General features: G+C 73.9%; 22 protein-coding genes. 7 read left to right on the top strand and 15 right to left on the bottom strand.

Annotated elements, in window-relative coordinates; genetic code table 11:
- Positions 1 to 5 precede the first annotated feature (5 nt).
- Positions 6 to 869: a dioxygenase family protein gene (locus ACI79S_RS19510; protein WP_456595103.1), complete on the top strand. Its 864-nt coding sequence runs from the start codon at positions 6 to 8 to the stop codon at positions 867 to 869.
- Between the two features lie 83 nt (positions 870 to 952).
- Here the strand turns inward: ACI79S_RS19510 and ACI79S_RS19505 are convergent, their stop codons facing one another.
- Together ACI79S_RS19505 and ACI79S_RS19500 are read right to left on the bottom strand one after the other, a co-directional pair.
- The gene (locus tag ACI79S_RS19505; RefSeq protein ID WP_456595102.1) at positions 953 to 1477 is read right to left on the bottom strand and encodes a copper chaperone PCu(A)C; all 525 of its coding nucleotides are present in this window, start codon (positions 1475 to 1477) and stop codon (positions 953 to 955) included.
- Between the two features lie 114 nt (positions 1478 to 1591).
- Positions 1592 to 3235, bottom strand: coding sequence for a phospholipase D-like domain-containing protein (locus ACI79S_RS19500; RefSeq protein ID WP_456595101.1), 1644 nt, complete (start codon positions 3233 to 3235; stop codon positions 1592 to 1594).
- A 281-nt stretch (positions 3236 to 3516) separates the two neighbouring features.
- Between ACI79S_RS19500 and ACI79S_RS19495 the strand changes: the two genes are divergently transcribed.
- Positions 3517 to 4461, top strand: a complete 945-nt coding sequence (locus ACI79S_RS19495) for a pirin family protein (RefSeq protein WP_456595100.1) — start codon at positions 3517 to 3519, stop codon at positions 4459 to 4461.
- Positions 4462 to 4536: 75 nt separating this feature from the next.
- Here the strand turns inward: ACI79S_RS19495 and ACI79S_RS19490 are convergent, their stop codons facing one another.
- Positions 4537 to 5430 (bottom strand): formylglycine-generating enzyme family protein, encoded by an 894-nt coding sequence (locus ACI79S_RS19490; protein WP_456595099.1) that lies wholly within the window; start codon positions 5428 to 5430, stop codon positions 4537 to 4539.
- 35 nt (positions 5431 to 5465) lie between these two features.
- Positions 5466 to 7214: a sulfatase-like hydrolase/transferase gene (locus ACI79S_RS19485; protein ID WP_456595098.1), complete on the bottom strand. Its 1749-nt coding sequence runs from the start codon at positions 7212 to 7214 to the stop codon at positions 5466 to 5468.
- A gap of 148 nt (positions 7215 to 7362) precedes the next feature.
- Here ACI79S_RS19485 and ACI79S_RS19480 point away from each other — a divergent pair, with 148 nt between their 5' ends.
- Positions 7363 to 7551, top strand: a complete 189-nt coding sequence (locus tag ACI79S_RS19480; protein WP_456595097.1) for a hypothetical protein — start codon at positions 7363 to 7365, stop codon at positions 7549 to 7551.
- Positions 7552 to 7604: 53 nt separating this feature from the next.
- Positions 7605 to 8021, top strand: coding sequence for a hypothetical protein (locus tag ACI79S_RS19475; RefSeq protein ID WP_456595096.1), 417 nt, complete (start codon positions 7605 to 7607; stop codon positions 8019 to 8021).
- A gap of 60 nt (positions 8022 to 8081) precedes the next feature.
- Here ACI79S_RS19475 and ACI79S_RS19470 read toward each other — a convergent pair whose 3' ends face one another.
- Positions 8082 to 8453, bottom strand: a complete 372-nt coding sequence (locus ACI79S_RS19470) for a DoxX family protein (protein ID WP_456595095.1) — start codon at positions 8451 to 8453, stop codon at positions 8082 to 8084.
- Positions 8454 to 8562: 109 nt separating this feature from the next.
- On the opposite strand from ACI79S_RS19470, the gene ACI79S_RS19465 reads away from it, so the two are divergent.
- Positions 8563 to 9354 (top strand): crotonase/enoyl-CoA hydratase family protein, encoded by a 792-nt coding sequence (locus ACI79S_RS19465; protein WP_456595094.1) that lies wholly within the window; start codon positions 8563 to 8565, stop codon positions 9352 to 9354.
- Between the two features lie 18 nt (positions 9355 to 9372).
- On the opposite strand, the gene ACI79S_RS19460 is transcribed toward ACI79S_RS19465, so the two are convergent.
- The 3 genes from ACI79S_RS19460 to ACI79S_RS19450 are packed head-to-tail and all read right to left on the bottom strand — an operon-like array spanning position 9373 to position 13688.
- Positions 9373 to 10287, bottom strand: a complete 915-nt coding sequence (locus tag ACI79S_RS19460; protein WP_456595093.1) for a diacylglycerol/lipid kinase family protein — start codon at positions 10285 to 10287, stop codon at positions 9373 to 9375.
- Between the two features lie 42 nt (positions 10288 to 10329).
- Complete coding sequence (locus ACI79S_RS19455; protein ID WP_456595092.1) at positions 10330 to 11553, bottom strand: 3-deoxy-7-phosphoheptulonate synthase; 1224 nt, start codon at positions 11551 to 11553, stop codon at positions 10330 to 10332.
- On the bottom strand, positions 11550 to 13688 hold the full coding sequence (locus tag ACI79S_RS19450) for a DEAD/DEAH box helicase (RefSeq protein ID WP_456595091.1): 2139 nt from the start codon (positions 13686 to 13688) through the stop codon (positions 11550 to 11552). Before ACI79S_RS19450 ends, ACI79S_RS19455 begins: the two co-directional genes overlap by 4 nt.
- A gap of 722 nt (positions 13689 to 14410) precedes the next feature.
- On the opposite strand from ACI79S_RS19450, the gene ACI79S_RS19445 reads away from it, so the two are divergent.
- The gene (locus ACI79S_RS19445) at positions 14411 to 15139 is read left to right on the top strand and encodes an ANTAR domain-containing protein (protein ID WP_456595090.1); all 729 of its coding nucleotides are present in this window, start codon (positions 14411 to 14413) and stop codon (positions 15137 to 15139) included.
- 120 nt (positions 15140 to 15259) lie between these two features.
- On the opposite strand, the gene ACI79S_RS19440 is transcribed toward ACI79S_RS19445, so the two are convergent.
- The 7 genes from ACI79S_RS19440 to ACI79S_RS19410 form a co-directional block, all read right to left on the bottom strand.
- Complete coding sequence (locus ACI79S_RS19440) at positions 15260 to 16456, bottom strand: NAD(P)/FAD-dependent oxidoreductase (RefSeq protein ID WP_456595089.1); 1197 nt, start codon at positions 16454 to 16456, stop codon at positions 15260 to 15262.
- Entirely contained in the window at positions 16453 to 17802 is a 1350-nt protein-coding gene (locus ACI79S_RS19435; protein WP_456595088.1) for an FMN-binding glutamate synthase family protein, read from the bottom strand. Before ACI79S_RS19435 ends, ACI79S_RS19440 begins: the two co-directional genes overlap by 4 nt.
- A gap of 13 nt (positions 17803 to 17815) precedes the next feature.
- Positions 17816 to 18556, bottom strand: a complete 741-nt coding sequence (locus ACI79S_RS19430; RefSeq protein ID WP_456595087.1) for a GltB/FmdC/FwdC-like GXGXG domain-containing protein — start codon at positions 18554 to 18556, stop codon at positions 17816 to 17818.
- Positions 18544 to 19452 (bottom strand): hypothetical protein, encoded by a 909-nt coding sequence (locus ACI79S_RS19425; RefSeq protein ID WP_456595086.1) that lies wholly within the window; start codon positions 19450 to 19452, stop codon positions 18544 to 18546. Before ACI79S_RS19425 ends, ACI79S_RS19430 begins: the two co-directional genes overlap by 13 nt.
- A 30-nt stretch (positions 19453 to 19482) precedes the next feature.
- The gene (glnT, locus tag ACI79S_RS19420) at positions 19483 to 20844 is read right to left on the bottom strand and encodes a type III glutamate--ammonia ligase (protein WP_456595085.1); all 1362 of its coding nucleotides are present in this window, start codon (positions 20842 to 20844) and stop codon (positions 19483 to 19485) included.
- Between the two features lie 188 nt (positions 20845 to 21032).
- Positions 21033 to 22367, bottom strand: a complete 1335-nt coding sequence (locus ACI79S_RS19415) for an ammonium transporter (protein ID WP_456595084.1) — start codon at positions 22365 to 22367, stop codon at positions 21033 to 21035.
- Positions 22368 to 22632: 265 nt separating this feature from the next.
- Entirely contained in the window at positions 22633 to 23247 is a 615-nt protein-coding gene (locus tag ACI79S_RS19410) for a helix-turn-helix domain-containing protein (RefSeq protein ID WP_456595083.1), read from the bottom strand.
- Positions 23248 to 23454: 207 nt separating this feature from the next.
- Between ACI79S_RS19410 and ACI79S_RS19405 the strand changes: the two genes are divergently transcribed.
- Complete coding sequence (locus ACI79S_RS19405; RefSeq protein WP_456595082.1) at positions 23455 to 23817, top strand: cupin domain-containing protein; 363 nt, start codon at positions 23455 to 23457, stop codon at positions 23815 to 23817.
- Positions 23818 to 24194: the final 377 nt, after the last annotated feature.

Here is a 24194-nt window from a genome sequence, read left to right as displayed (position 1 = left end):
TCGGCATGACCGTGCCCACGTCCCATCCGTTCGCCGGCCACCTCGACCGGGTCGCCGCCACCGCGCAGCACGCGGCCTGGACCCCGCAGGACGGCGCCCTTCCGGCGCTGTACCTCAGCCACGGCGCCCCGCCCTTGTTCGAGGACCCGGCCTGGATGACCCAGTTGTTCGCCTGGGCACGGTCCATGCCGCGACCGCGGGCGATCCTCATCGTCTCCGCGCACTGGGAGGCCGCGCCGCTGAACCTGTCGAGCACCGACGCGCACGTCACGCCGGTGTACGACTTCGGCGGGTTCGACCCGATGTACTTCCGGATGCGATACGACACCCCCGACGCATCGGCCTTCGGTGCCCGCGTGCTGGGTGCGCTGGGTGGCGGGGAGCGGGTGCACCAGCAGCAGGCCCGCGGGCTCGACCACGGAGCCTGGGTGCCGCTGAAGGTCATGTACCCGGAGGCCGACATCCCGGTGCTGCAGCTCAGCCTGCCGACATCCGAGCCGGACCGACTGCTCCGGCTGGGCGCGCGGCTGCGCGGCCTGCGGGAGGAGGGCGTGCTCGTCATCGGCTCCGGCTTCACCACCCACGGGCTGCCGTTCCTGACCCGGTCGGACTTCCTCGGGCAGACCCTGCCCGGCTGGTCGGCGGACTTCGACGTCTGGGCCGCCGAGCAGCTCTCCCGTGGTGACGTCGACGCGCTGGCCGACTACCGGCACCGGGCGCCGGGCATGCCCTACGCCCACCCCACCGTCGAGCACTTCACCCCGCTCTTCGTCACGCTGGGCGCCGCGACCGACCCCGAGGCGCCGCGGGAGTTCGCCATCGACGGCTTCTGGATGGGCCTGTCGAAGCGGTCGCTGCAGGTCGCCTGAGCCGAGGGCGCCCACGGCGAAAGGACCCGGCGACCGCTCGGGCGGTCCGGCGGCGCCGCGGCGGCCCGGTCCGAGTGGCGGGATCAGTCCTCCGCGGCCTGCTCGCGCAGCCAGCGGTCGAGCGAGAGCCGCAGCGGGGCGCTCACCGGGGCGTCGACCGTGACCTCGCCGGCCCGCTCGAAGGTGAAGGTCACCTCCAGCGCCTCCCCCGTCGTGAGGGTCTCGTCCATCCCGACCAGGACCAGCACCGGACCGTCCGGGCCGTCGGTGAAGACCGTCTCCCCCGCCGGGATCCGGATCGCCGGGTCCGACGAGGCCGGGTTCTCGTTCACCACCGCCCCGGTGAAATCGGGTCCGGAGACGCCGATCAGCTCGTCGTCCTCGTCGCCGACGTTCACCATCGCGACACCGAGGAGCGCGGCCGTCCCGATCTCGTAGATGCCCGCGGGCGGGTTGTCCAGCCGGATGTTGCGCAGTTCGATGTCCCCGACCGAGGCCTCCACACCAGGGCCGCCGAGCCGCTGCCCGCTCTCGTCCTCGCCGCAACCGGCCAGGACGGCACCGAGCAGGATGCCGGGGACGACCCACGCGGTCTGGCGGCGTGCCACGACGTGTCCACCCATGGTGCTCCCCCTACGACCTCGATGCCGACGCACCGCCCCTACCCCAGGTCGACCGGCCGTACCGAACGACGCCCGTCGGACCCGCAGCGAGGAGATCGGTCAGAACTCCCGCCGTCTGCGCATCCGCCACGGACGCCCGTCCGGGTCGTAGGCCAGGCCGTACACCGGCTCGATCAGCCGGCGCAGGACCTGTCCACCACCGATGCGGCGGGGGTGGCTGCGCAGCCGCCCGGCCGGCCGCGGCCCGACGCATCCACCGGCGTGCCACGCGTCGAGCTCCACGGCGGCCCGGCGCATCGCCGCGGCCGCCGCGTCGGGGTCCAGCAGGTCGGCGTCCTCGCCGTCGCCCCGATCCAGGTGCTCACGCATCAGCGTCAGGCGAAGCTGCCGCGCGAAAGAGCGGGCGCCGTCCCCCAGGCCGCCGGGGTCGACCGGGTGGCGACCGTCGCGCTCCTCGTCGAGGACGGCGGCGGCCAACTCCGAGTCGTGCGTCCACGAACGGCGGTTGAGGTTGGCGCTGCCCACGGCCGCCCACACGTCGTCGACGATGGTGAGCTTGGAGTGCACGTAGACCGGCCGTCCGACCTCGTTCTCGAGGTCGAACAGCTGCACCCGGTCCCCGCCGGCCTCCACGACCATCCGCCACGCCGTGTTCTGGCCGAGCAGCGAGGCGAGGAAGTTGAACCGGCCCTCGTCGTCGACGTAGCGCGGGACGACGGCGATCAGCCGCAGCTCCGGCGAACGGCGCAACGCGGCGGCGAAGATGCGGGCGACGTCGCGCGACCACAGGTACTGGTCCTCGACGTAGACCAGCCGGCGCGCCCGGGACAGCGCCTTGGCGTAGCCCCGGGCCACGCTGCGCTCCCCGTCGGGTGCGAACGGATAGGCCGGCCGGCGCCGCGGATAGGTGCGCAGCAACTGGACGGTGCAGCTCCCCGCCGCCACCGGCGCCGGTGCCGGTGGCGGGAGCCGGTCCGGCGTCCGGGGGACCCCGAGCAGCCGGTCGGGGACGGCGTGCCAGGGCCACCGGGTGGGCGCCGCCGGGTCGTCCCACCGCTGCCGGAACACCGACTCCAGATCGCGCACGGCCGGGCCCCGCACCTCCAGCTGCACGTCGTGCGCGGCCGGGGTCGGCCCGTAGACGGGAGACAGCGGCCGGGCCTGCGGATCACCGGTGTGCCGTCCGCCGTCGCGGCGCGATCGCGCGACGTCGATGCCGCCGACGAAGGCCACGTCGTCGGCGGCACCGGTGACCACGACGAACTTCTGGTGGTGGCTGCCCAGCGGACGGATCCGCTGGTCGAGCAGCACCCGGCCACCCGCAGCGGTGACGGCGCGGGCCAGCGCACGGTTGGCCTGGAGCGCGTGCCCGACCGCCTCCGGGTGCGAGCGCCACAGCAGCCCTCGCACGGCCACGCCCCGGCGGGCGGCGCCGACCAGCGCCGCGGCCAGCGGTGGCCCGCCGTCGTCCAGCAGCTCCTCGGGATCGGTGCGCCAGCCGGCGAGCAGGACGGCGTCCCCCCGCTCGGCCCGGCCCAGCGCCTCGGCCAGCACCGGCAGGTAGCTGCGGCCGTCCACGAGTGCGCGCACGGCGTTGCCCTCGCGCCATGCCGGCAGGCCCGCGGCCCCGTTGCCCCGCTCGCCGGCGGTGAGCAACCACGGATGCCCGCCATCACCCAGCTGCCTGGCCCAGCGTGGCTCGCCGCGGAGCGGAGCCGCGCCGATCTGGCGAGCACGCGCCACGACGCCTCCACCGGGCGTCGGAGAGGTCACCGTGACGTCCTCTCCTCGGCAGTCGGGTCCGCCCGGTGCTTCCAGTCGGGCCCCGCCACGCCGGCTCGTGCACGGGGTGCGGCACCTCGACGGGGTCCCGGCGCAGCTACCCCCGGGCCCTGCACCCGACACCTCACGGCTTGGGACCGGACACCTCCCACTCGTCCGTCGCTGCTCCGCCCGCCGACGTCTCGGCGCTGGTCGGGATCACGGCAGCCACCGCACGAGCAACTCCGTGCCACGCTGCTCGGATGAGTGACGTCCAGGTCATCGCGAGCCGGGAGGTGCCGCTCGGCGGCCCGCGTGCGATGACGGTGCGCCGCACCCTTCCGCAACGCGCCCGTTCCCTCATCGGCGCCTGGTGCTTCGTCGACCACTACGGACCGGACGACGTCGCCCGCACCGGCGGCATGGACGTGCCGCCGCACCCGCACACCGGCCTGCAGACCGTCAGCTGGCTGTTCACCGGCGAGATCGAGCACCGCGACACCACCGGCGCCCACGAGCTGGTCCGGCCCGGGGAGCTGAACCTGATGACCGCCGGGGCCGGGGTCGCACACTCGGAGGTGTCCACCGAAGCCTGCGGCACGCTGCACGGCGTCCAGCTGTGGACGGCGCTGCCCGATTCCGCCCGGCATGCCGACCGGAACTTCGTCCACCACGTCCCCGAGCCGGTCGGCCTCGACGGCGCCACCGCCCGGGTGCTGCTGGGTGCGCTCGCCGGCCACCCCTCCCCCGTGCCCACCCACAGCCCACTGCTCGGAGCGGAGCTGGTGCTGGAACCGTTCGCTGAGCTCGTCCTCGACGTCGCCGCGGAGTTCGAGCACGGCGTGCTCGTGGACCAGGGGCCGGTTCTCCTCGAGGGCGTCGAGCTGGGGCGTACCGAGCTGGGCTACCTGCCCCCGGGCAGTCGGCGCCTGCGGCTGGCCAACCCGGGCGACCAGGCCGCCCGGGTCATGGTGCTGGGCGGGGAGCCGTTCCCCGAGCCGGTGCTGATGTGGTGGAACTTCGTGGGCCGCACCCACGAGGAGGTCGTCGGCTACCGGCAGGAGTGGGCGGCCGGGTCGGAGCGCTTCGGCCGGGTCGAGGGCTACCGCGGGCAGGTCGACCGCCTGCCCGCGCCGCCGCTGCCCACCGTCCGGCTCCGTCCCCGGCTGTCCCCGCCGGGGTCTGGTGACCCCAGCGCCTGGGGGTAGCAGCGGACCCGTGGTCCGTGCCCGGCCTGACGACGTCGCCCCGGGGAGGACGGCCGATCAGGTCCCACGGTCCGGCTACCCGATGTCCCGGGCGCACCGGAACCCGATGTGCGTCGTGGCGGAGTCCCGGTCCTGCGGCTGCCGCGCGGCGGGGCGGTAGCGCAGGCAGTACTCGGGGGCGCACAGGTGCGATCCGCCCTTGACCACGAAGGCGTCACGCGGGTGCTCCGGCCCCTCGTGCCGGCTGCGTGGATCGGCCGGCACGCAGCACGGCGAGGCGGCCACCTCGGGGTGCGGCGTCCAGCGATCCGCCGTCCACTCCCAGACGTTGCCGATCAGGTCGACTGCCCCGTACGGGTTGGGCGGATAGGACCCGACCGGCGACGTCGTGGGCCACCCGTCCTCGCCGGTGTTCCAGTACGGGAACGGCCCCTGCCAGGTGTTGGCCAGGTGACGGCCCTCCGGGCAGCGCTCGTCACCCCAGGCGTAGACGGTGTCCGCCCTCCCGCCGCGGGCCGCGCACTCGTGCTCGGCCTCCGTCGGCAGGCGCCGTCCGGCCCAGGTCGCGTAGGCCTGCGCGTCCTCCCACGAGACCTGGGTGACCGGGTGGTCGGCGCGGTCCTGCAGCGCGTCCGCCCCCTGCCCCTCGGGGCACCGCCACGAGGCCCCGGGAACCCACGACCACCACCGCGAGGGGTCCCGCAGGGGGACCGGACCGGCCGAACCGGTGAACACCAGCCCGCCCGGCACCAGCAGCCTGGGGTCGACCCCGGGGTGGTCGCGCGGGTCCGGGGTGCGTTCGGCCACCGTCACGTAGCCGGTGTTCTCGACGAACCGCGCGAACGCGGCCAGGGTCACCGGGGCCCGGTCGAGCAGGAACGCCGACACCCGCACGGGGTGGGCGGGCCGTTCCTCCGGATAGAAGTCGTCCGAACCCATGGTGGAGGTGCCGCCCGGGATCAGGACCATCCCCGCCGGCAGCGTGGGTGCCGGTGCTGCCCGGCTCAGGGCCGGCCCTCCTGCGGCGGCCGGGTCCCGGGGACCGGCTCGGTCGGCTGCTCGCCGGGCGGGGCGCCCGCCTCGACGTCCTCGAGCCGGTACCGGATCTCCCGGGTGCCGAACAGGTCGAGAGCGAAGGGGCACTCGTCCTCGCCGAGCTCGGTGTCGACGAGGCGCACCAGCTTCTCCAGCATCGACGCGACCAGCTTCTCGTCGTAGCCGGTGGAGGACGGGTCGCCGATGTTGCGCATCTCGCCGGGGTCGCCGACGAGGTCGTAGAGGGCGACGTCGGAGGTGGCGTGCAGCTCCTCGACCGTCCGGGGGGTCTGGTACTGCGTGGGCGAGAACCAGCGGACGAGCTTGTACCGGCCGTCGGACACCGCCCGGTAGAACGTGCGCTTGTCCATGTCCGGCGCCCCGTAGGCCTCCCCGGCCCGCCGGCAGTCCTCGAGCGTCTTCTCCGGGCCGTCGCCGAGCTGGGCCAGCTCGCGCAGCGCGCCCTGGATGGCCCACTCCGGGTCGAGCATGTTGAGGCCGTCCCAGCTGACCAGCGCGCCGTCCCCGGGGTCGGAGCTGGAGCCGCGCGGCGCCTCCCGGCGCTCCGGGCTCTCGAACACCGGCCGCAGGTCGCGGCCCTTGAGCTGCGGATAGCGGCGACGGATCTCACCCTCGTCCAGCCCGGCCCAGGACAGGAACGTCGTCGCGAGGTCGAGGTGGGATCCCACGGCGTCGGAGTGGACGCCGCTGGGCCCGTCGGGCGCCACCACGGTCATGTTGACCACCGACGCCTCCTGGAAGGGGATGGCACCCTTCTGGCTCAAGCGGTGGGCGCCGTTCATCTCACCGTGGTCGGAGGTGAAGACCACCACGGTGTCGCGCCAGAGGTCCTGCCGGTCGAGCTCGTCGAGGATCTGCTTGAACGCCTGGTCGACCAGCCGCAGGCAGTTGATCAGGTAGTTGCGGCGCGCCTTCCACAGGTCTTCCCGTCCCTCGGGGATGCGGCCGTAGTTCCACTCCACGTTGCGCTTGTAGGAGCGCACCCCGTACGGCTGGGCGTCGAGGTCGTCGGCGAAGTTCGCGGGGAGTTCGACGTCGTAGTCGCGGAAGAAGCCCAGGTCCTGGGGTGGGTGCGTCAGCGGAGCGAGCGCGCCGTTGGCATGTGCCTGCTCGTCCTCACCGGCGCGCAGGAACATGACGTCGTGCGGGTTGACCATCGACGAGACCAGGAACCAGGGCTGGTCGCGCGGGCGCTTGTGGCGCAGCCAGTCGACGGTCTCGAAGGCGACGGTGCCGTCGAGTTGGGCGCCGTGCAGCGGGCCACCCCAGTTGTCGCCCCAGGCCTGGTAGTCGGAGAAGCCGTAGTTCTCCAGCGCGTCCGACGAACGCGCGGGGTGGGACAGGTGCCACTTGCCCTTGAAGGCGGTGTAGTAGCCCTGCTCCCGGAGCATCGTGCCGACGGTGGGTATCGCATCGTCCAGCACACCGGTCCAGGCGAAGTTGGTGTTGTCCCAGAGCCCCACGTTCTTCGCGTGCTGGCCGGTCCACATCGTGGCCCGGGACGGGGTGCACTGGGGCACCGTGCAGTACTGGTTGCCGAGGCTGACCCCGGCCCCGACGAGCCGCTGGATCGCCGGCAGGTCCACCCCCGGGGGCAGGTCCATGTGCACGTCCCACTGGTCCATGCACAGCACCAGGATGTTGGGACGTCGCGGCGCGGTACCGGCTGCCTCCTCGGTCATGAGCCCGTCGAACACGTGGCCCTCCGCTCCGCTCGCCTGCCCTCATGCTAGGGGCGGGCACGCGGGTAGGCAATGGGGGCGCGGCACCCCTGGACCGGCGGGCGACCGGAGTCGTGAGGGTCCGGTCTGGGACCTCCGGTCGGGCGGGCGAGGAGCACGAGGAATGGGCGAGGAGAGCACCGGGCCGGGGCCCAGGAACGCGGTCCGGCGTCGGCTGCGCGATCTGCCCGGCGACGCGCTCGACGGGGCGAACAACGCCGTCGTCGACGTCCCGTCGGGCATGGCGACTGCCGCGCACGGTGGCCTGGACGGGCAGCACCGCACCGAGCAGTGTGGGACCGGCCGGGCATGACCGGCGAGGAGGACTAGGGCCTCTCGACCGGGAGTCGAAGGAGGGGACGATCCGTGAGCGACCAGCCCCACTGGAACGCATCCGGTTTCTACCGCTACCCGATGCAGCAGTTGGTGGCGGTTCTGGACGACCAGGACGCCACCGATGACGCGTTGGCGCGGCTTCGCGCCATCGGCGTCGACCTGACCGGGGTGCACGTGCTGACCGGGCCGGAAGGAGCGGCCTTGCTCGACCGCCGAGGAGAGCGGCACGGACTGCGTGGGCGGCTGACACGCCTGCTGCAGTGGACCGGATCGGAGGACGAGATGCTCGATCTCCACGACCGGGCCCTGCGGCTCGGCGGGCACGTCGTCTACGTCCCCGCGCGCGGGGAGGACCGCAAGGAGCGGGTCGCCGAGGCGCTCCGGGGGGCCGGTGGGCACCACCTCGTCTACTTCGGCCGGTTCACCACCGAGAAGAAGTGGCTCTGACGTCGGCCCCGCCACCGGCGATGTCGCAGACGCCGGTCCGGTGCGCCCCGGCCGAGGCCGTCAGCGGCGCCGCGTGCGCCGCAGCCAGCCGCCGCCGTACAGCGCCCAGAGCACGAGCAGCGGCTGGAAGAACAGGCGGACCAGGCGCTTGCGGTCGGTGTCGAGGCCGAAGGCGTCGGTGCCCTCGAGGTACTGCGCGACGTTGCCCGGGAAGACCACCACGAAGAACGCCGCCAGCAGCCCACCGACCAGCCGCCGCCTGCGCGGGAACGCGATGAAGGACGCGCCCAGCGCGATCTCGACGACGCCCGAACCCAGCACCGTGAGGTCCTCGTCGACGGGGAACCAGTCGGGCACCTGGGCCCGGAACTCCTGCCGCTGGATGGTCAGGTGCAGCACCCCGGCGCCGACCATCACCGTGCCGAGCAGCACGCGGGCAGCGGTACGGCGGCAGCAGACATGACGGCACCGTAGACGGCCGGTCCGGTCGCACCCGCTGCGCGCGTTGACAGGCCGGTTGTGCCGCCCGTAGACAGCGGAGGTGGACAACGACGTCTCGCGCCGGGTGGCGCTCGAGGTGGCCGACGGCGTGGCGACGGTGCGGCTGGACCGGCCCGAGAAGATGAACGCCCTGGACCATGCGATGTTCGAGGCCGTCGTCGCCGCCGGGAGCGAGCTGCTCGAGCGCGACGACGTCGGCGCGGTGGTGCTCACCGGGGCCGGCCGGGCCTTCTGCGCCGGCCTGGACTTCGGCCGGTTCGCCGCGATGGCCGAGGGCGGCGAGCGGGTCGTCGTGCCCCGCGAGCCGCTGGGCGCGGCGGGCGCGCTGGCCCAGCAGGCCGTGCACGTGTGGTCGCTCGTGCCCGCCCCGGTGATCGCGGCGGTGCACGGCGTCGCGTTCGGCGGCGGCCTGCAGATCGCCCTCGGTGCCGACATCCGGCTGGTCGCTCCCGACGCGCAGCTGTCGCTGATGGAGGTCCTGTGGGGCATCGTGCCGGACATGTGCGGCACCCAGCTGCTGCCCGAGCTCGTCGGCCGCGACGTCGCCAAGGAGCTCGCCCTGACCGGGCGGAAGGTGTCGGGCACCGAGGCCGTGCGGCTCGGGCTGGCCACCCGCGAGGCGGCCGACCCCCTGGCCGCCGCGCAGGGGCTGGCCGCGGAGATCGCCGGGCACAGCCGCAGCGCCACCCGGGCGGTCAAGCGGCTGATCGACCTCGCCGGCCGGGTGCCGCTCGCCGAGGGGCTGGCGGCCGAGCAGGCCGAGATCGGCGCCCTCATCGGCTCACCGGAGCAGGCCGCGGTCGTCCGCCGCCGGCTGGAGAGCCGCGCCTGAGCATGCGCTCCCGATCTGCTACCGCGGGACGAGGACCGACCAGGCGGCGGGCTGCACCCGCCAGGTCCGGGCGACGGCGATCTCGTCGAGCTCCCCGTCGGCGTCGACGGCGACGGAGCTCCCCGACAGGCGCACCTCACGGGCGCGCGCCACCAGCACGTCGGTGCGGTCGACGTGCCCCCCGGTGGTCAGCGCCGTCCCGAAGGCCACCCGCGCCACCGGCCCGGTGGCGACGCTGACGACGACGTCGGCCCGCCCGTCGTCGGGCCGCGCGTCCGGCGCCAGCGGGGTGCCGCCCCCGATGGTGGACCCGTTGCAGATCCCGACCATCAGCACGCCCAGCCGACCGTCGGCAGCCCACTCGTCGGTCGACGCCACCTGCCCGTCGATCTCGACGCAGAGGTCCCAACCGGCGCCGGACAACCCGGCGATGGCGGCGCCCAGCGGGTAGGCGGCCGCGCCGAGCCGCCTCTTGAGCCGGTGCGCCTCGACGGCCGCCTCGGCACCCACCCCGGCGTGCACGGCGTTCACGACGATCCCGCCGGCGTCGTCGCGCAGCAGGTCCAGCGGGCGGGGCCGCCCCGCCAGCACCGCGGCCGCACCCTCGGCCGGGTCCAGCGGCAGCCCGAGCGTGCGGGCCAGGTCGTTGCCCGTACCGCAGGCGATGATGCCCACCGGTTCCTCCGGCGTCAGCCGGCCCACCCGGTCGAGAGCCGCCACCACCGCGTGCACCGACCCGTCCCCGCCCAGCGCGACCACCCGGCGGTCGGGGTGGTCGCGCAGCACCTCGTCCAGCTCGGCGGTGTCAGCGGTCGCCGCGAGGGTGACGTCGGCACCGGCGCGCAGCTCGGCCACGGCCGCCTCGACGGCCTCGTCCTGCGCGGTGCCGGCCGACCGGTTGACGACGAGCAGCAGCTGCGGGGCTGCGGGCATCGGGCCTCCTGCCTGGGGTCGCAGCGACGAACCGTAGTCCGCTCAGCCGCGCGCGCCCCGCCGGGTGCGGGCCGCCGCGGCCAGCTCGGCCAGCATCCGCTCGGTCGTCGGCAGGTCGACGCAGGCGTCGGTGACGCTGCAGCCGTACTCCAGCCGCTCGGGGTGCCGCTGGTCCAGGTCCTGCCGCCCGGCGACCAGGTTGCTCTCCACCATCACGCCGCGGATGGCCTGCTCCCCGCCGGCGATCTGGCCCGCCAGGTCCCGCACCACCTCGATCTGGCGCAGGTGGTTCTTCTGGCTGTTGCCGTGGGAGGCGTCGACGACGACGACCTCGGGCAGCCCCCGCACGGCCAGCCGGCGCCTGGTGTCGGCGATGTGCGCGGCGGAGTAGTTGGGGCCGTCCTTGGCGCCGCGCAGGATGACGTGGCCGGTGTCGTTGCCCGTCGTCGACAGCTGGGCGGAGACGCCGTGCGCATCCACCCCGAGGAACTCGTGCGGCGCGCGCGCCGTCATCATCGCCTGGATCGCGGAGTCGACGCTGCCCTCGGGCGAGTTCTTGAACCCGACGACGGAGGAGAAGCCGGACACCCGCTCCCGGGCGGTCTGGTCGGTGACGTTGCGCGCCCCGACGCCGTTGTAGGTGACCAGCCCGTTGACGTACTGGGGCGTCAGCGCGTTCAGCGGTTCGGCGGCCACCGGCACGCCCGCCGCGGTGATGCGGCACATGAGCATGCGGGTCGCGACGAGTCCGACGCTGATCCGGCTCGACCCGTCCAGGAACGGGTCGTAGGCGAACCCCTTCCAGTCGACCTCGGTGCGCGGCTTCTCGGTGTAGGTCCGCATGAGGATCTCGAGGTCCGCGCCGTGCCGCTCACGCATCCGGGCGATGAAGGCGGCGTACTCGAGCGCGGCCTGCGGGTCGTGGATCGAGCAGGGCCCGGCGATGACGGCGAGGCGCTCGTCGGCACCGGTGAGGATGCCGGTCACCGCGCGGCGGGCCGCCCGGGTCGTGGCGGCGGAGTCCGGCGGCACCGGCACGGCGGCGGCGACCGCGGCCGGTGTGACGACGACGCTCAGGCCGGTGATCCGGGTGTTGACCAGGTCCGACAGGTCGGCGGCGTCGTCCGGGGCGACGCCCACCTGCCGCTGGACGCCGGGCAGCAGCTCGGCCAGCTCGGCGTCGATCCGCCGGTTGACGCGGGTCTGCACCTCGAGCAGCAGCTCGGCCACCCGCGTCGCCGCGGTCAGGAGCGATTCCTCGGTCACCGGTTCTCCAATGCGTCGGTGAGCAGCGCGACGAGCGCCTCCAGCTGGACGTCGGCCGAGGCCTGCATCTCCTCGTCGGAGCCGTCCAGTGCCCGCGCGGCCAGCCCCGCCTTGCTGTCGATGAGCTCGGCGATCCGGGCGTCCAGGGTCTGCGCGGCGATGATCCGCCACGCGGTGACCGGCTCGGTCTGCCCGATGCGGTGGCTGCGGTCGATGGCCTGGGTCTGCTCGGCGTCGGTCCAGGAGAGCTCGGCGAGGACCAGGTCGGACGCGACCTGCAGGTTCAGCCCCACGCCGGCCGAGGTCAGCGAGCAGACGGCGACGGCGACGTCCGGGTCGTTGACGAACGCGTCGATGTTCCGCTGCCGCACCGAGGGCGTCTGGTCACCGCGGATCGAGGAGTACCGCAGGCCGATGCCCTCGAAGGTCTCCTCGGCCACGTCCATCACGTCGACGTGCTTGGCGAAGAAGACCACCTTGCCGGCACTGCGGGCCAGCTGTGCGGCGTAGTCGGCGGCGAGCCCGGCCTTCGCCTGGCCGATGCGCCGCATCATGCCGAAGACGTTCTCGCCGGTGGTCTTCGTGCTGGTGTCCTTGAGCTCCCAGCCGGCGACCTTGCGCACCAGCTCGCGGTCGATGCCCTCGACCTCGGTGGCCGACTCCCGGGCCGCCAGGGCGCTCTCGTAGCGCTTCACCAGCCGTCGGGCCAGCTCGCGCTCGGCCGCCCGGATGGACCGGCCGGCCTTGTCGTCGAGCTCGACGGGGAGGTCGGCGATGCGGCGGGCGGGGATGTCCGCGGCCACGTCCACCTTGCGACGGCGCACGATGCCCTGGTCGATCACGCACTGGCGGGCGGCCGGGTAGAAGCCCGGGTCGGCGGGGGTCAGACCGGTCTCCTCGAGGCACTCCATCAGCTGCCCCAGCGGCTTCTCGTCGTCGATCCAGCCGAGGAACTGCCAGATCGCCCGGAAGTCGTCGATGTCGTTGATCAGCGGGGTCCCGGTGAGGGCCATCAGCAGTGGCCGCCCGGCCCGGGCCCGGATCCGCTCGGAGAGCTCCAGCACGTGCTGGGAGCGCTGGGAGCTCTTGTTCTTGATGAAGTGCGCCTCGTCGACGACCATCCCGCCGAAGCCGAAGCCACCCAGCCAGCCCACGTGCCGGTCGAGCACCTCGTAGTTGACGATCACGATGTCGGCGAAGCCGTCGACGTTCTCCCCGTTGCCCTGGATCACGGTGGCCCGGCGCTGGGGCACCCAGCGGGCGGCCTCCCGGGCCCAGTTGGTCTTGACGACGTTGGGGACGACGACGAGCAGCGGGAACGCCTGCGCCGCCTCGGCCGCGAGCAGCGACTGCGCCGTCTTGCCCAGACCGGGCTCGTCGGCGAGCAGGAAGGTGCGGTGACCGTTCGCCGCCGCGGCGACCAGCTGGCCCTGGTGCGGCATGAGTTCCAGCCCCGCCGGGGTGAACTGGGAGCTCGGGAACGGCAGCGGCATGCACGCCGGGGCGCCGCCGCCGGCGCGCTCGAAGGAGTTGAACAGGGGCTCGAGGAGCTCCCAGCCGGCCAGCCGGCGCGGGCGGACGGTGCTCTGCCGGGCGGCGTCGAAGTCGGGGGCGAGGAAGGGGTTCGCCAGCTGCCGCGAGATGACCGACTGCGGCACCACCTGGCGCTCGGCGGAGGCGGAGGTGGCGGCGGCCACGGGGGCGGCCGCCGCCGGCGCCGGCTCCTCCTCCACCGGCACCTCGACGCCGGCGGCGGCGAGCAGCTCCCGCCGGTGCGACCGCGCCGCCTCCGAGGCGACCGCGTCGTCGGAGAGCAGCGCCAGCAGGCCGGAGTTCCGCACCGCGGTGGTGGCCAGGATCGTCGCGATGCCGTCCAGGCGTTTCAGCTGCTCGGCCCGGCGGGCCTCGCTGGTGTCCTGGTCGGCCTGCACCCGGGCGCGCTCCTCGCGCAGCACCAGGGCGATCGCCTGGAACTCCGCGCGCACGGAAGGGGTCACGCGGTCGCGCTTGACGGCCGCCTCGACGTCCCGGACGGCGCGGGCCAGCACGGCGACGACGTCGCCGTCGCGCACGCGCCGCTGGGTGCGCGGGGCGCCGCGCCGGGCGCTCGTCGAGCGCCGTCCTGGTCGAGCCACGAACTCCTCCTCTGCACTGCCCGGCACGGTCGCCGCGGCAGGACGTGCACGCGGCCCCGCGAGCGGACGGTGCAACCGCACCGGCGCCGCCCCGTACCGCGCGGGCCCGGACCCGCTGGTGCACCGGGCACCGGCGCCGGGGGCCATGCCCCCGAGCCGGGTTCGGTCCGCCGGCCGCCGGTCGAAGGCGGCGGCACCGACCGCGCGAGCAGGCGTGCTGCCGGGCGGGGCGGTGCCGGCGAGCAGCCGGTACGCCCCCCACAGTAGCCCCCCGGCGGCCTCGTGGCCGGAGCACGGGTCGTGGGCCCGCCCCGGCCGCGTGCGCCGGTGGCTGCGCGCCGGTCTGCGCGCCCGCGGAGCCGGGGTACCCGCCCGCGTGACCGAGGCGGTCGAGGAGCTCAGCCGGCCGGGGTGGGCGCGGCACCGCGCCCCGCGCGCACCAACCCCCCGCGGTCCTCGCCCGCTGAGCCCTGCTGCCGCGCGCAGCGGAGACCTCGACGGCGTGGTGCGCAGGTCTCGTCGCCCGCCCGGTCGACCGGCCGCTCCACGCCGCGACCGCCGCGTCGAGGGCGTGGACCCGGGAGGAGCCGCGTAGGCTCTGCCTGAGCCCGGGCATCGTCCGGGCAACCCCGGTGCGTCAAACAGCGGCGCAGCGAAGTACGACACCCGGTACGGGTGCGCCGCCGAAGTCACCTTCGGTATGAGCCAGACCGGAGGCCCTGGTGGCCCGCATTCCCGACCGCCGATCCACCCACGCCACCGCTGCGCTGGAGACGCTCGGGCGGCTGTCGCTGCGCGAGCTGTCGATGGAGAGCCTGCTGCAGTCGCTGGCGGACCAGGCCAAGAGCGTCATGCCGGGCGCCCCGGAGGCATCGGTCACCCTCATCGTCGAGGGCGAGGCGACGACGGTCGTGGACACCGGTCCACTCGCCCTGGACCTGGATCGCGCGCAGTACGCGAGGGGCGCAGGGCCGTGCCTGCACGCTTCCCGCACCGGTGTCGCGACCGAGATCGTCGACACCCGTGTCGAGCACCGCTGGCCCGACTACGCGCGGCAGGCCGCCGAGCGCGGCAACCTCAGCTCGCTGTCGGTGCCACTCGTGTTCGCCGGCGAGCAGGAGCTCACCGGCGCGCTCAACATCTACGCCCGCGAGGTCGCAGCCTTCGACGAGACCAGCCGCGCCGTGGCGACCGGGTTCGCCCCCTACGCGGGCATCGCCGCCGCGACCGTGCGGGCCTACCGGGGCGCCCAGGAGATGGCCGACCACCTGCAGGCCGCGCTCGCGTCCCGAGCGGTCATCGAACAGGCCAAGGGCATCCTGATCGAACGGCACAAGCTGACCGCCGACCAGGCGTTCCACCTCCTGGTCACGGCGTCGATGACCACGAACACCAAGCTGCGCGACGTCGCCGACCACCTGGTCCGCACCGGGGAGCTCCTGAGCCCCTGACCACGGTGCCCTCGGTCCCCCGTCGGCCGTGTGAGCGAGCGGAGGGTCCGGGGCCCGCCCACCTGTGCGGACCAGGAGCTGCGGCGCAGGGGCGTGGGGAACGGGTGCGGGGACGCCCGGTCAGCGCATCTCGCCCGCGCCGACGTAGGGGAAGGGGCTGGTGAGGAGGGCGCCCTCCGCGAATCGCGACAACCGGAAGTCGGACTCGGGGACGTCGGCGTCGGAGCTCTTGCCGTCGACGACCAGATCGGTGACCAGTTGCCCCACCGCCGGCGAGATCTTGAACCCGTGCCCGCTGAAGCCCGCGGCGACGACCAGCGACTCCACCGGCGTCTCGGAGATCACCGGGTTGAAGTCCGGTGTCACGTCGTAGCAACCGGCGTAGCTGCCGGCGATGGACGCGTCCTCGAGCCCCGGGAAGCGGTGCGAGATCTTCTCCACCGCCATCTCCAGGAACTCGTCGGTGGCGCGGTTCAGGTAGGCGTCGGGGTCGGCGGGCTCCGGCGTCGACAGGTCGCTGTTGCCGAACAGCAGCCGCCCGCCGCTCTCGGCGCGGATGTACTGCAGCGAGACCAGATCGGAGAAGACGGGCACCGGGCCGAGGTCGGCGCCGGGGTCGAGCATCACGATCGGCTCGCGGTGCACCCGGATGGGCAGGTCGATGCCGTGCCCCGCCAGCAGCGGCACCGACCAGGGGCCGGCCGCGACGACGACGGTGCCCGCACTGATGACCGAGCCGTCGGCGAGCCGCACCCCGGTCACCCGGCCACCGCCGGCCAGCACCTCGGCGACCGCCGTGCCCTGGCGGATGCGGACGCCGAGGCGCCGCGCGGCCACCGCGAACGCCTGGGCGGTCTGGTAGGCGTCGCCGTAGCCACCGCGCGCCTCCCAGGCGAAGGCGGCGAAGTCGGACAGATCGGCCACCGGCCACAGGCGCGCGACCTCGGCACGGTCCACCTCCTCGGTCTGCACGCCGACCGCACGCTGGTTGGCCAGGCTGGCCCGCAGTGCGTCGACGTTCGCCTCGCCGACGCCGACGACGTAGCCGGTCTGCCGGAAGCCGACGTCCTCGCCGAGGACCTCCTCCGCGTTCTCGAAGAGCTCGAGGCTGCGGGTGGCCATCGCCGCCAGCGAGGACACCCCGTAGTGGCACCGCACGATGCCGCTGGACTTGCCGGTGCCGCCGGAGCCGACCGTGTCCCGCTCGCAGACGACGACGTCGGTCACCCCTCGTCGAGCCAGCGACCAGGCGATGGAGGTGCCCTCGAGCCCACCGCCGACGACGACGACGTCGGCGGTGGTGGCCGTCGCGGTCACAGCCCGTGCCCCGGGATCCAGCTGGTGCCGGCCAGCGGCACGCGGGCCATGGCGGCGGCCTCGATGGTGAGCGCGACCAGGTCCTCGGGCTCGAGCGAGTGCAGGTGCGCCTTGCCGCAGGCGCGGGCGATGATCTGCGCCTCCATCGTCATCACCCGGATGAAGTTCGCCAGCCGCCGCCCGCCCTGCACCGGATCGAGACGCTGCGCCAGCTCGTCGTCCTGGGTGGTGATGCCGGCCGGGTCGCGGCCGGCCTGCCAGTCGTCGTAGTACCCCGCCGCCGACCCGAGCCGGCGGTACTCCGCGTCCAGGTGCGGTGCGTTGTCGCCGAGGGCGATCAGGGCCGCGGTGCCGATCGCGACGGCGTCGGCCCCCAGGGCCATGCACTTGGCGAGGTCGGCGCCGTTGCGGACACCGCCGGAGACGACAAGCTGGACCTTCCGGTGCAGCTCCTCCTCCTGCAACGCCTGCACGGCCTGCGGCAGCGCCGCGAGCGTCGGGATGCCGACGTGCTCGATGAAGACGTCCTGCGTCGCGGCGGTGCCGCCCTGCATCCCGTCGAGCACGATGACATCGGCCCCGGCCTTGGCGGCGAGCTTGACGTCGTAGTAGGTGCGGGTGGCGCCGATCTTGACGTAGATCGGCTTCTCCCAGTCCGTGATCTCCCGCAGCTCCCGGATCTTGATCTCCAGGTCGTCGGGGCCGGTCCAGTCCGGGTGCCGGCAGGCGCTGCGCTGGTCGACGCCCATCGGCAGGGTCCGCATGCCCGCCACCCGCTCGGTGATCTTCTGGCCGAGCAGCATCCCGCCGCCGCCGGGCTTGGCACCCTGCCCGAGCACGACCTCGATGGCGTCGGCCATGCGCAGGTGATCGGGGTTCATGCCGTAGCGGGACGGGAGGTACTGGTAGACGAGGTGCTTGGACTGGCCGCGCTCCTCCGGGGTCATCCCGCCGTCGCCGGTGGTCGTGGAGGTGCCGACCTCGCTGGCCCCGCGGCCGAGCGCCTCCTTGGCGCGGCCGGAGAGCGCGCCGAAGCTCATGCCGGCGATGGTCACCGGCGTGGCGAGGTGCAGCGGGTAGGTGGCGTTGCGGTCGCCGAGGACGACGTCGGTGTCGCAGCGCTCCCGGTACCCCTCGAGCGGGTAGCGGGACATGCTGGCGCCGAGGAACAGCAGGTCGTCGAAGTGCGGCACCCTGCGCTTGGCGCCGCCGCCGCGGATGTCGTAGATGCCGGTCTCCGCGGCGCGCTGGATCTCGGCGATGGTCGCGCGGTCGAAGGTCGCGGACTCGCGGAGGGCGGGGTCCGGGGGCAGGGCGGGCTGGCGCAGGGCAGGGTTGTCGGTCACGGGGTGCCCTTTCTCAGTACGCCGAGGCGTTGTCGACGTGGAAGTTGTAGAGCTGCCGGGCGGAGCCGTAGCGGCGGAAGGACGACGGGTCGGCGTCGACCCCGGAGGCACGGAGCAGGCCGGCGAGCTCGGCGAGGTGCTCGGCGCGCATCTCCTTCTCCACGCAGTCGGCCCCGAGCGACCTCACCGAGCCGGCCACGTAGATGCGGGCCTCGTAGAGGGAGTCACCGAGCGCGTCGCCGGCGTCGCCGCACACGACCAGCCGGCCGGCCTGGCCCATGAAGGCGCTCATGTGGCCGACGTCGCCGCCGACGACGATGTCCACGCCCTTCATCGAGATGCCGCAGCGCGCCGCCGCCGACCCCTCGACGACGAGCAATCCGCCGTGCGCGGTGGCCCCGGCCGACTGCGAGGCGTTGCCGCGGATGCGCACGGTCCCGCTCATCATGTTCTCGGCGACCCCGACGCCGGCGTTGCCGTTGACGGTCACCGTCGCGACCTTGTTCATGCCGGCGCAGTAGTAGCCGACGTGCCCGTCCACCACGACGTCGATGTCGGCGTCCAGGCCGACGGCGATGTTGTGCCGGCCGTCGGGGTTCGCGACCCGCCAGGTGGGCGCCTTCTCGGCGACGTCGACCGCGTGCAGCGCGCTGTTGAGCGCGCGGACGTCGGACACGGCCAGGTCCACGAGGGTGGGCTCGGCCAGCTCCACCCGTCCCTCCGCGAACTCCAGGGACGTGCTCAGCGCTGCCATGCGTAGACCTCTTCCGGCTCGGGCTCGAAGATGCGGGCGTTCTCGATGCCGGGCAGCCCGGCGAGGGCGCGGTACTCCGACGCCATGGCCACCCACTGCGGCGTCTCGGCGACGACGGCGGGCTTGCAGGCGATGGCGTCGCGGACCACGGCGAAGCTGTCCCGGTTGGCGACCAGCAGGGTGTAGAAGCCGTCGAACCGCTCGCAGAGCAGCTTCAGCGACTTCTCGAGGTCGTAACCGGCGGCCAGCTGCGCGGCGACGAACCGGGCGCCGACCTCGGAGTCGTTCTCGCTGTCGAACGTCATACCGGCGGCCCGGAGCTCGCGGCGGATCGTGGCGTGGTTGGCGAAGGATCCGTTGTGCACCAGGCACTGGTCCGGGCCGACCGAGAACGGGTGCGAGCCCTGCGGGGTCACCGCGGACTCGGTGGCCATCCGGGTGTGCGCCACCCCCTGCCAGCCCTGGGCGGCGGCGAGGCCGAACTCGGCGGCGAGGGCCTGCGGGTGGCCGACCCCCTTGAGGACGGCGAGGTCCTCCCCCTGGCCGATGACGATCGCCTCGCCCTTCCCCACCCGCCCGACCGCCGCGCGGACGGCGGAGACGAGCGTGTCGGGGTCGGTCGCGGCGTGCACCAGGAGCGTCTGCCCGGCGTCGACCACCACTGCCTCGGGCAGCCGCTCGCGCAGCGCCGTCCCGACCTCCTGGGCGCTCGCGGCTCCCGGGAGCAGCGACACCGTCGACTCCCCCGGCGGCGACCAGCGCGGATCGCCGTAGACGGCGATCCCGGCGGAGTCCGGTCCCCGCTCGGTGATCTGGCAGAGCATCCCGGTCAGCAGCTCACCGAGCCGGGGGTACAGGGAGGGCTCCCGCAGGTGGAGCCCGGCGATCCCGCACATGGGGGTGATTCCTCTCGACGATCCGGCTGGTCAGAAGGCGGTCACGTAGCGGTCGACCTCCCAGGAGGTGACCTGTCCGTGCCACTCGAAGAACTCCTCGCGCTTGAGGCCGGCGAAGTAGGCCGCGACACCCGGGCCGGCGACGTCGAGAGCACCCGCGACCACCGGGTCGCTCTCCAGCGCCTCGACCGCGTGCAGCAGCGTGGGAGGCAGCGGGCTGCTGGTGGCAGCCCCCGGGTCGCCCGGGTCCAGCCCCCGGCGCACCCCGTCCAGCCCGGCCGCCAGCGCCGCCGCCGCGGCGAGGTAGGGGTTGGCCGAGCCGTCACCACCCCGCAACTCCACGCGGTTGCCGTCCGGCACGCGGAGCAGGTGGGTCCGGTCGTTGCCGCCGTAGGACGCCGTCCGCGGGGACCAGGTGGCGCCGGACCGGGTGCCCGTCGCACCGGTGCGCTTGTAGGCGTTGACGGTGGGGGCGAGGACCGCCTGCAGGCCGCAGGCGTGCTCGATCAGACCGGCGACGAAGGAGTAGGCCAGAGGCGAGAGCCCGAGGCCGCGCGGGTCCTCGGCGTCCGGGAAGACCGGTGCGCCGCCCCGCCACAGCGAGAGGTGCATGTGCAGGCCGCTGCCGGTGCGGTCGGTGAACGGCTTGCCCATGAAGGTGGCGGTCATGCCCCGCTGCTCGGCGAGGACCGAGAGCAGGTACCGGAGGGTGACCACCCGGTCGGCGGTGGTCAGCGCGTCGGCGTAGGCGAAGTTCTGCTCGAACTGCCCGTTGCCGTCCTCGTGGTCGTTGGCGTAGTTGCCCCAGCCCAGCGAGTTGATGGCCCGGGAGACCTCGGTCAGGTGGTCGTACATGCGGGTGAGGCCGCGGGCGTCGTAGCACGGGCGCTCGGAGGTGTCCCTCGGATCGGCCGGGCGCAGGGCGCCGTCGGGCCCGCGCTCGACGAGGAAGTACTCGACCTCCGCGCCGACCTTGAGGTCCAGGCCGAGCTCCGCGGCGCGGGCGAGCTGCTCCTTGAGGATCACCCGCGGCGCGTACGGCCAGGGCCGGCCCTCGACGTGCGGATCGCAGTGCACGATCGCCAGGCCCGGACGGATGAACGGCACCGGCATGTACGAGGCCGGATCGGGGATCGCGACGAGGTCCGGGTCCTTCGGCTCCTGACCCATGGCGCCGACGGCGTACCCGGCGAAGCCGACACCCTCGGTCTGCAGCTCCTCGACCGCCTCGACCGGGACCAGTTTGGCGCAGGGCTTGCCGGTGAGGTCGACGAAGAGCGCCAGGATGAACTGCGTGCCGTCGGCGCGGGCCCGCGTGGCGAGGTCGAGCGCCTCGGGTTCGGCCGTGACGGCCGCGGGCGGGGCCTCGGGACGGGTGGCGGTGAGCGACACGGGATCCTCCTGCGGCTGTTCACTGACATGAACCTCTGTCACGTAGCAGTGAACACGCCCACCGTTTCCGCGGCGTTACGGTCGCGCCAGGTTCGTGTTGCCGCAGACCTCGCGCGACGCGCCGGAGGCCGGCCCCATCGGGGACCGGCCTCCGGTGTCACGTGGCTGCCGCCGGGGGGCGGCGCAGGTCAGCGCGCCGACGTCGGGGCGACGGCGACCGGCGCGGGGGGCACCTCGTCGAGGCCGTAGACGGTCGCACCCACCCGGGTCGGGCTCACGCCCCGGTCGAAGTCGTACGCCGACTCGGCGTGGACGGCGACGTCCAGACCGGCGTCCTCCGTCGCCTCGTCGACGCGCAGCCCGATCGTGCGCTGCAGTGCCCAGGCGATGGCGTAGGTCGTCACGAACGAGAAGGTGCAGGTCGCGACGATCGCCACCAGCTCGCGCCAGACGATGTCGAAGCTGCCGCCGAGCAGGACGCCCTGCACCCCGCCCGGCGAGTTCGACGCGCCGATGAGCATGACGCAAAGCGTTCCGGCGATGCCGCCGACGCCGTGCACGGCGAACGCGTCGAGGCTCTCGTCGATGCCCAGCTTCGTCTTCCAGGTCACCGCCCAGGCGACGAGGGCGCCGGCGACGAAGCCGACCACCAGCGCGCCGGCGGCGTTCACCGTGTCGGCCGCAGGCGTGATGCCGACCAGTCCGGCGATCGCCCCGGAGGCCATGCCGAGCGTCGTCGCGTGGCCGTCGCGCAGCCTCTCGACCAGCAGGAAACCGAGGATGCCGGTGGACCCGGCGAGCAGCGTGGTCAGGACGACGTACTGCGCGAGGAAGTTCGCCCCGGCCGCCGAGCCCCCGTTGAACCCGATCCAGCCGAACCACAGGATCCCGGCGCCCAGGACGACCAGCGGCAGGCTGTGCGGCCGGTGCGTCGGCGAGCGCCGCTTGCCGAGGACCATCGCGAGCGCAAGGGCGGCGACGCCGGCGTTCATGTGCACGGCGGTGCCACCGGCGAAGTCGTGCAGCTGCAGCACGTTGCGCATCCACCCACCGACGACGCCGCTCTCCTCGTCGTCGAAGGCGAAGACCCAGTGCGCGAGCGGGAAGTAGACGAGGGTCAGCCAGACGGCGGAGAAGACCAGCCACGAGCCGAACTTCATCCGGCCGGCCGCGCCGCTGGCCACGATCGCGATCGTGATCGCGGCGAACAGGATGAAGAAGGCGGTCCAGTAGACGCCTTCCGCACCACCGGTGCCGCCGTCGTCGTGGAAACCGGCGAGACCGAGGTGGTCGACCGGGTTGCCGATCAGGCCCCAGCCGCCGAGCGAGTCGCCCGACACCAGCCCGTAGCCGAAGAGGACGTAGAGGACGCTCGTGACGGCCAGCGTGCTCATGACCATCATGACCATGTTGAGCATGTTCTTGCTGCCGAGCATGCCCCCGTAGAACAGGGCGAGGCCCGGGAACATCAGGAGCACGAGCGCGAACGCCGCCAGGAGCCAGGCGAGGTCGGCTGCGGGCATGAGCCACTCTCCTCAGGTGAGTCGGGCGGGACCGGCCACGCCACGAGATCGGTGGGTCGCACCGGGACACACGGGTGCGGAACGCCACGCCGGCGACCACCGCAAGACCGGTACCGAGGGCACCGGGCGCGAGGCGGTCGTTGCGTGTCACGTCGTGAAACGCAGTCTCATGGTGTTGGACACCCCCGTGGTTACGCGGACGTGAATCTGCGTTACGAAAGCGAGAGGTGCCGCCGCACGGGTGCGCGGTGCGGTTGGTCGCGACCTAGACGACGTGCCCGTAACCGGTGACGGTCAGGAAGCGGATGGGGAGCTCGATCAGCTCGACCGGCCCGTGCGGCCCCTCGCCGTCGAAGACCAGCGAGTCGCCGGGGCGCATCTCGTAGCGGGCTTCCCCGTGGCCGTAGATCAGCGCGCCCTCGAGCACGTAGATGAACTCGGTGCCCGGGTGCTGGAAGAGCGGGAAGACCTCGCTCGCCTCGGTGAGCGTGACCAGCAGCGGCTCCAGCCGCTTGTGCTCCCCGCGCAGCGCCCCCAGGAGCTGGTAGAGGTGCCCGACGTTGCTGCCCCGCCGGACGATCTGGGCCCCGTGGCCGGCCGGGGTGAAGACCGCTTCGCGCTCGGCGTCCACGCCCCGGAACAGCGCCGTGACCGGCACTGCCAGCGCCTCGGCCAGGCGCGCCAGGCTGGACAGGCTGCAGGAGGTCTGGGCGTGCTCGATCTTGGACAGCATCGCCTTGCTCAGGCCGGTCGTGCGCGCGAGCTCGGCCAGCGAGACGCCCTTGGCCAGCCGGAACTCGCGGACGCGCATCGCGATGACGTCCTCCAGCTGTCCGCCGGGCGCGTCGTCGTGCCCGCCGGGCTCGGGGGTTGCCTCCACGGCGCGAGCATAGGTGCCGCTCCGGCGGACGAGCGGGCTCCGCCGCGGCCGCATGACCCGGACGGGAGGGGCGTGACCGCACCCGCGGATGCCCCTCGTCACCCACTCGTTACAGCGCCGACACCCATCGAATCGTCTACTGCCGTTACATGTCGTCCACCCACAGGGATCGGTCGCCCCGGCCGATCCCGCGCTGAGGAGGCGGACATGACCACCACCGGCACCATCGTCTTCGGACACGCGAGCGGCACCTACGAGGGGCTCCCGAGCATGGAGGTCCCCGGCGTCAACGCCGCCATCGGCGACACGTTCGCCAACCCGGGGGGCTCGGAGCTGTGCTCCGGCTTCTTCGAGCTGCTCGCGGGCGAGCCGCTCGACTACACCTACACCTACGACGAGATGAAGGTCGTGGTGGAGGGCGAGTTCCACCTCACCGACCTCGACAGCGGCGCGCAGGTGATCGCTCGCCCCAAGGACGTGCTGTTCTTCCCGAAGGGCTCGCGGATCCGCTTCGAGACCCCCGACCGGGCGCTGGGCTTCTACACCGGCCAGCGGTCCTTCGCCCCCTGATCGGCATGGGCATCGAGCACACCAGCGTGCCGCGGTGGGCGGCCGCTCCGCCGACCTTTCCCCACGGCGTCCGCAGCGCCGCGGTCCTGGGTCTCGGCGAGGCCGCCGACCCCGTCGTCTCCGCCTGGGCGGCGCAAGCCGCGGCCGCCGGCGCGGCGGTGAGCGTGCTGCGGGCGCGCAGCACCGCCGAGGCGCTGGCCTGGGTGGGTGCCCGGGCCGGCGAGGCCGTGGTCGGCTGGCGGTTGCTCGTGGCGGGGGGGGGGGGGGGGGGGGGGGGGGGGGGGGGGGGGGGGGGCGCGGCGGGGGGGGGGGGGGGGGGGGGGGGGGGGGGGGGGGGGGGGGGGGGGGGGGGGGGGGGGGGGGGGGGGGGGGGGGGG

It is taken from the genome of Blastococcus sp. SYSU DS1024, from assembly GCF_054050795.1.
This window is presented reverse-complemented; position numbering and strand designations above follow the sequence as displayed.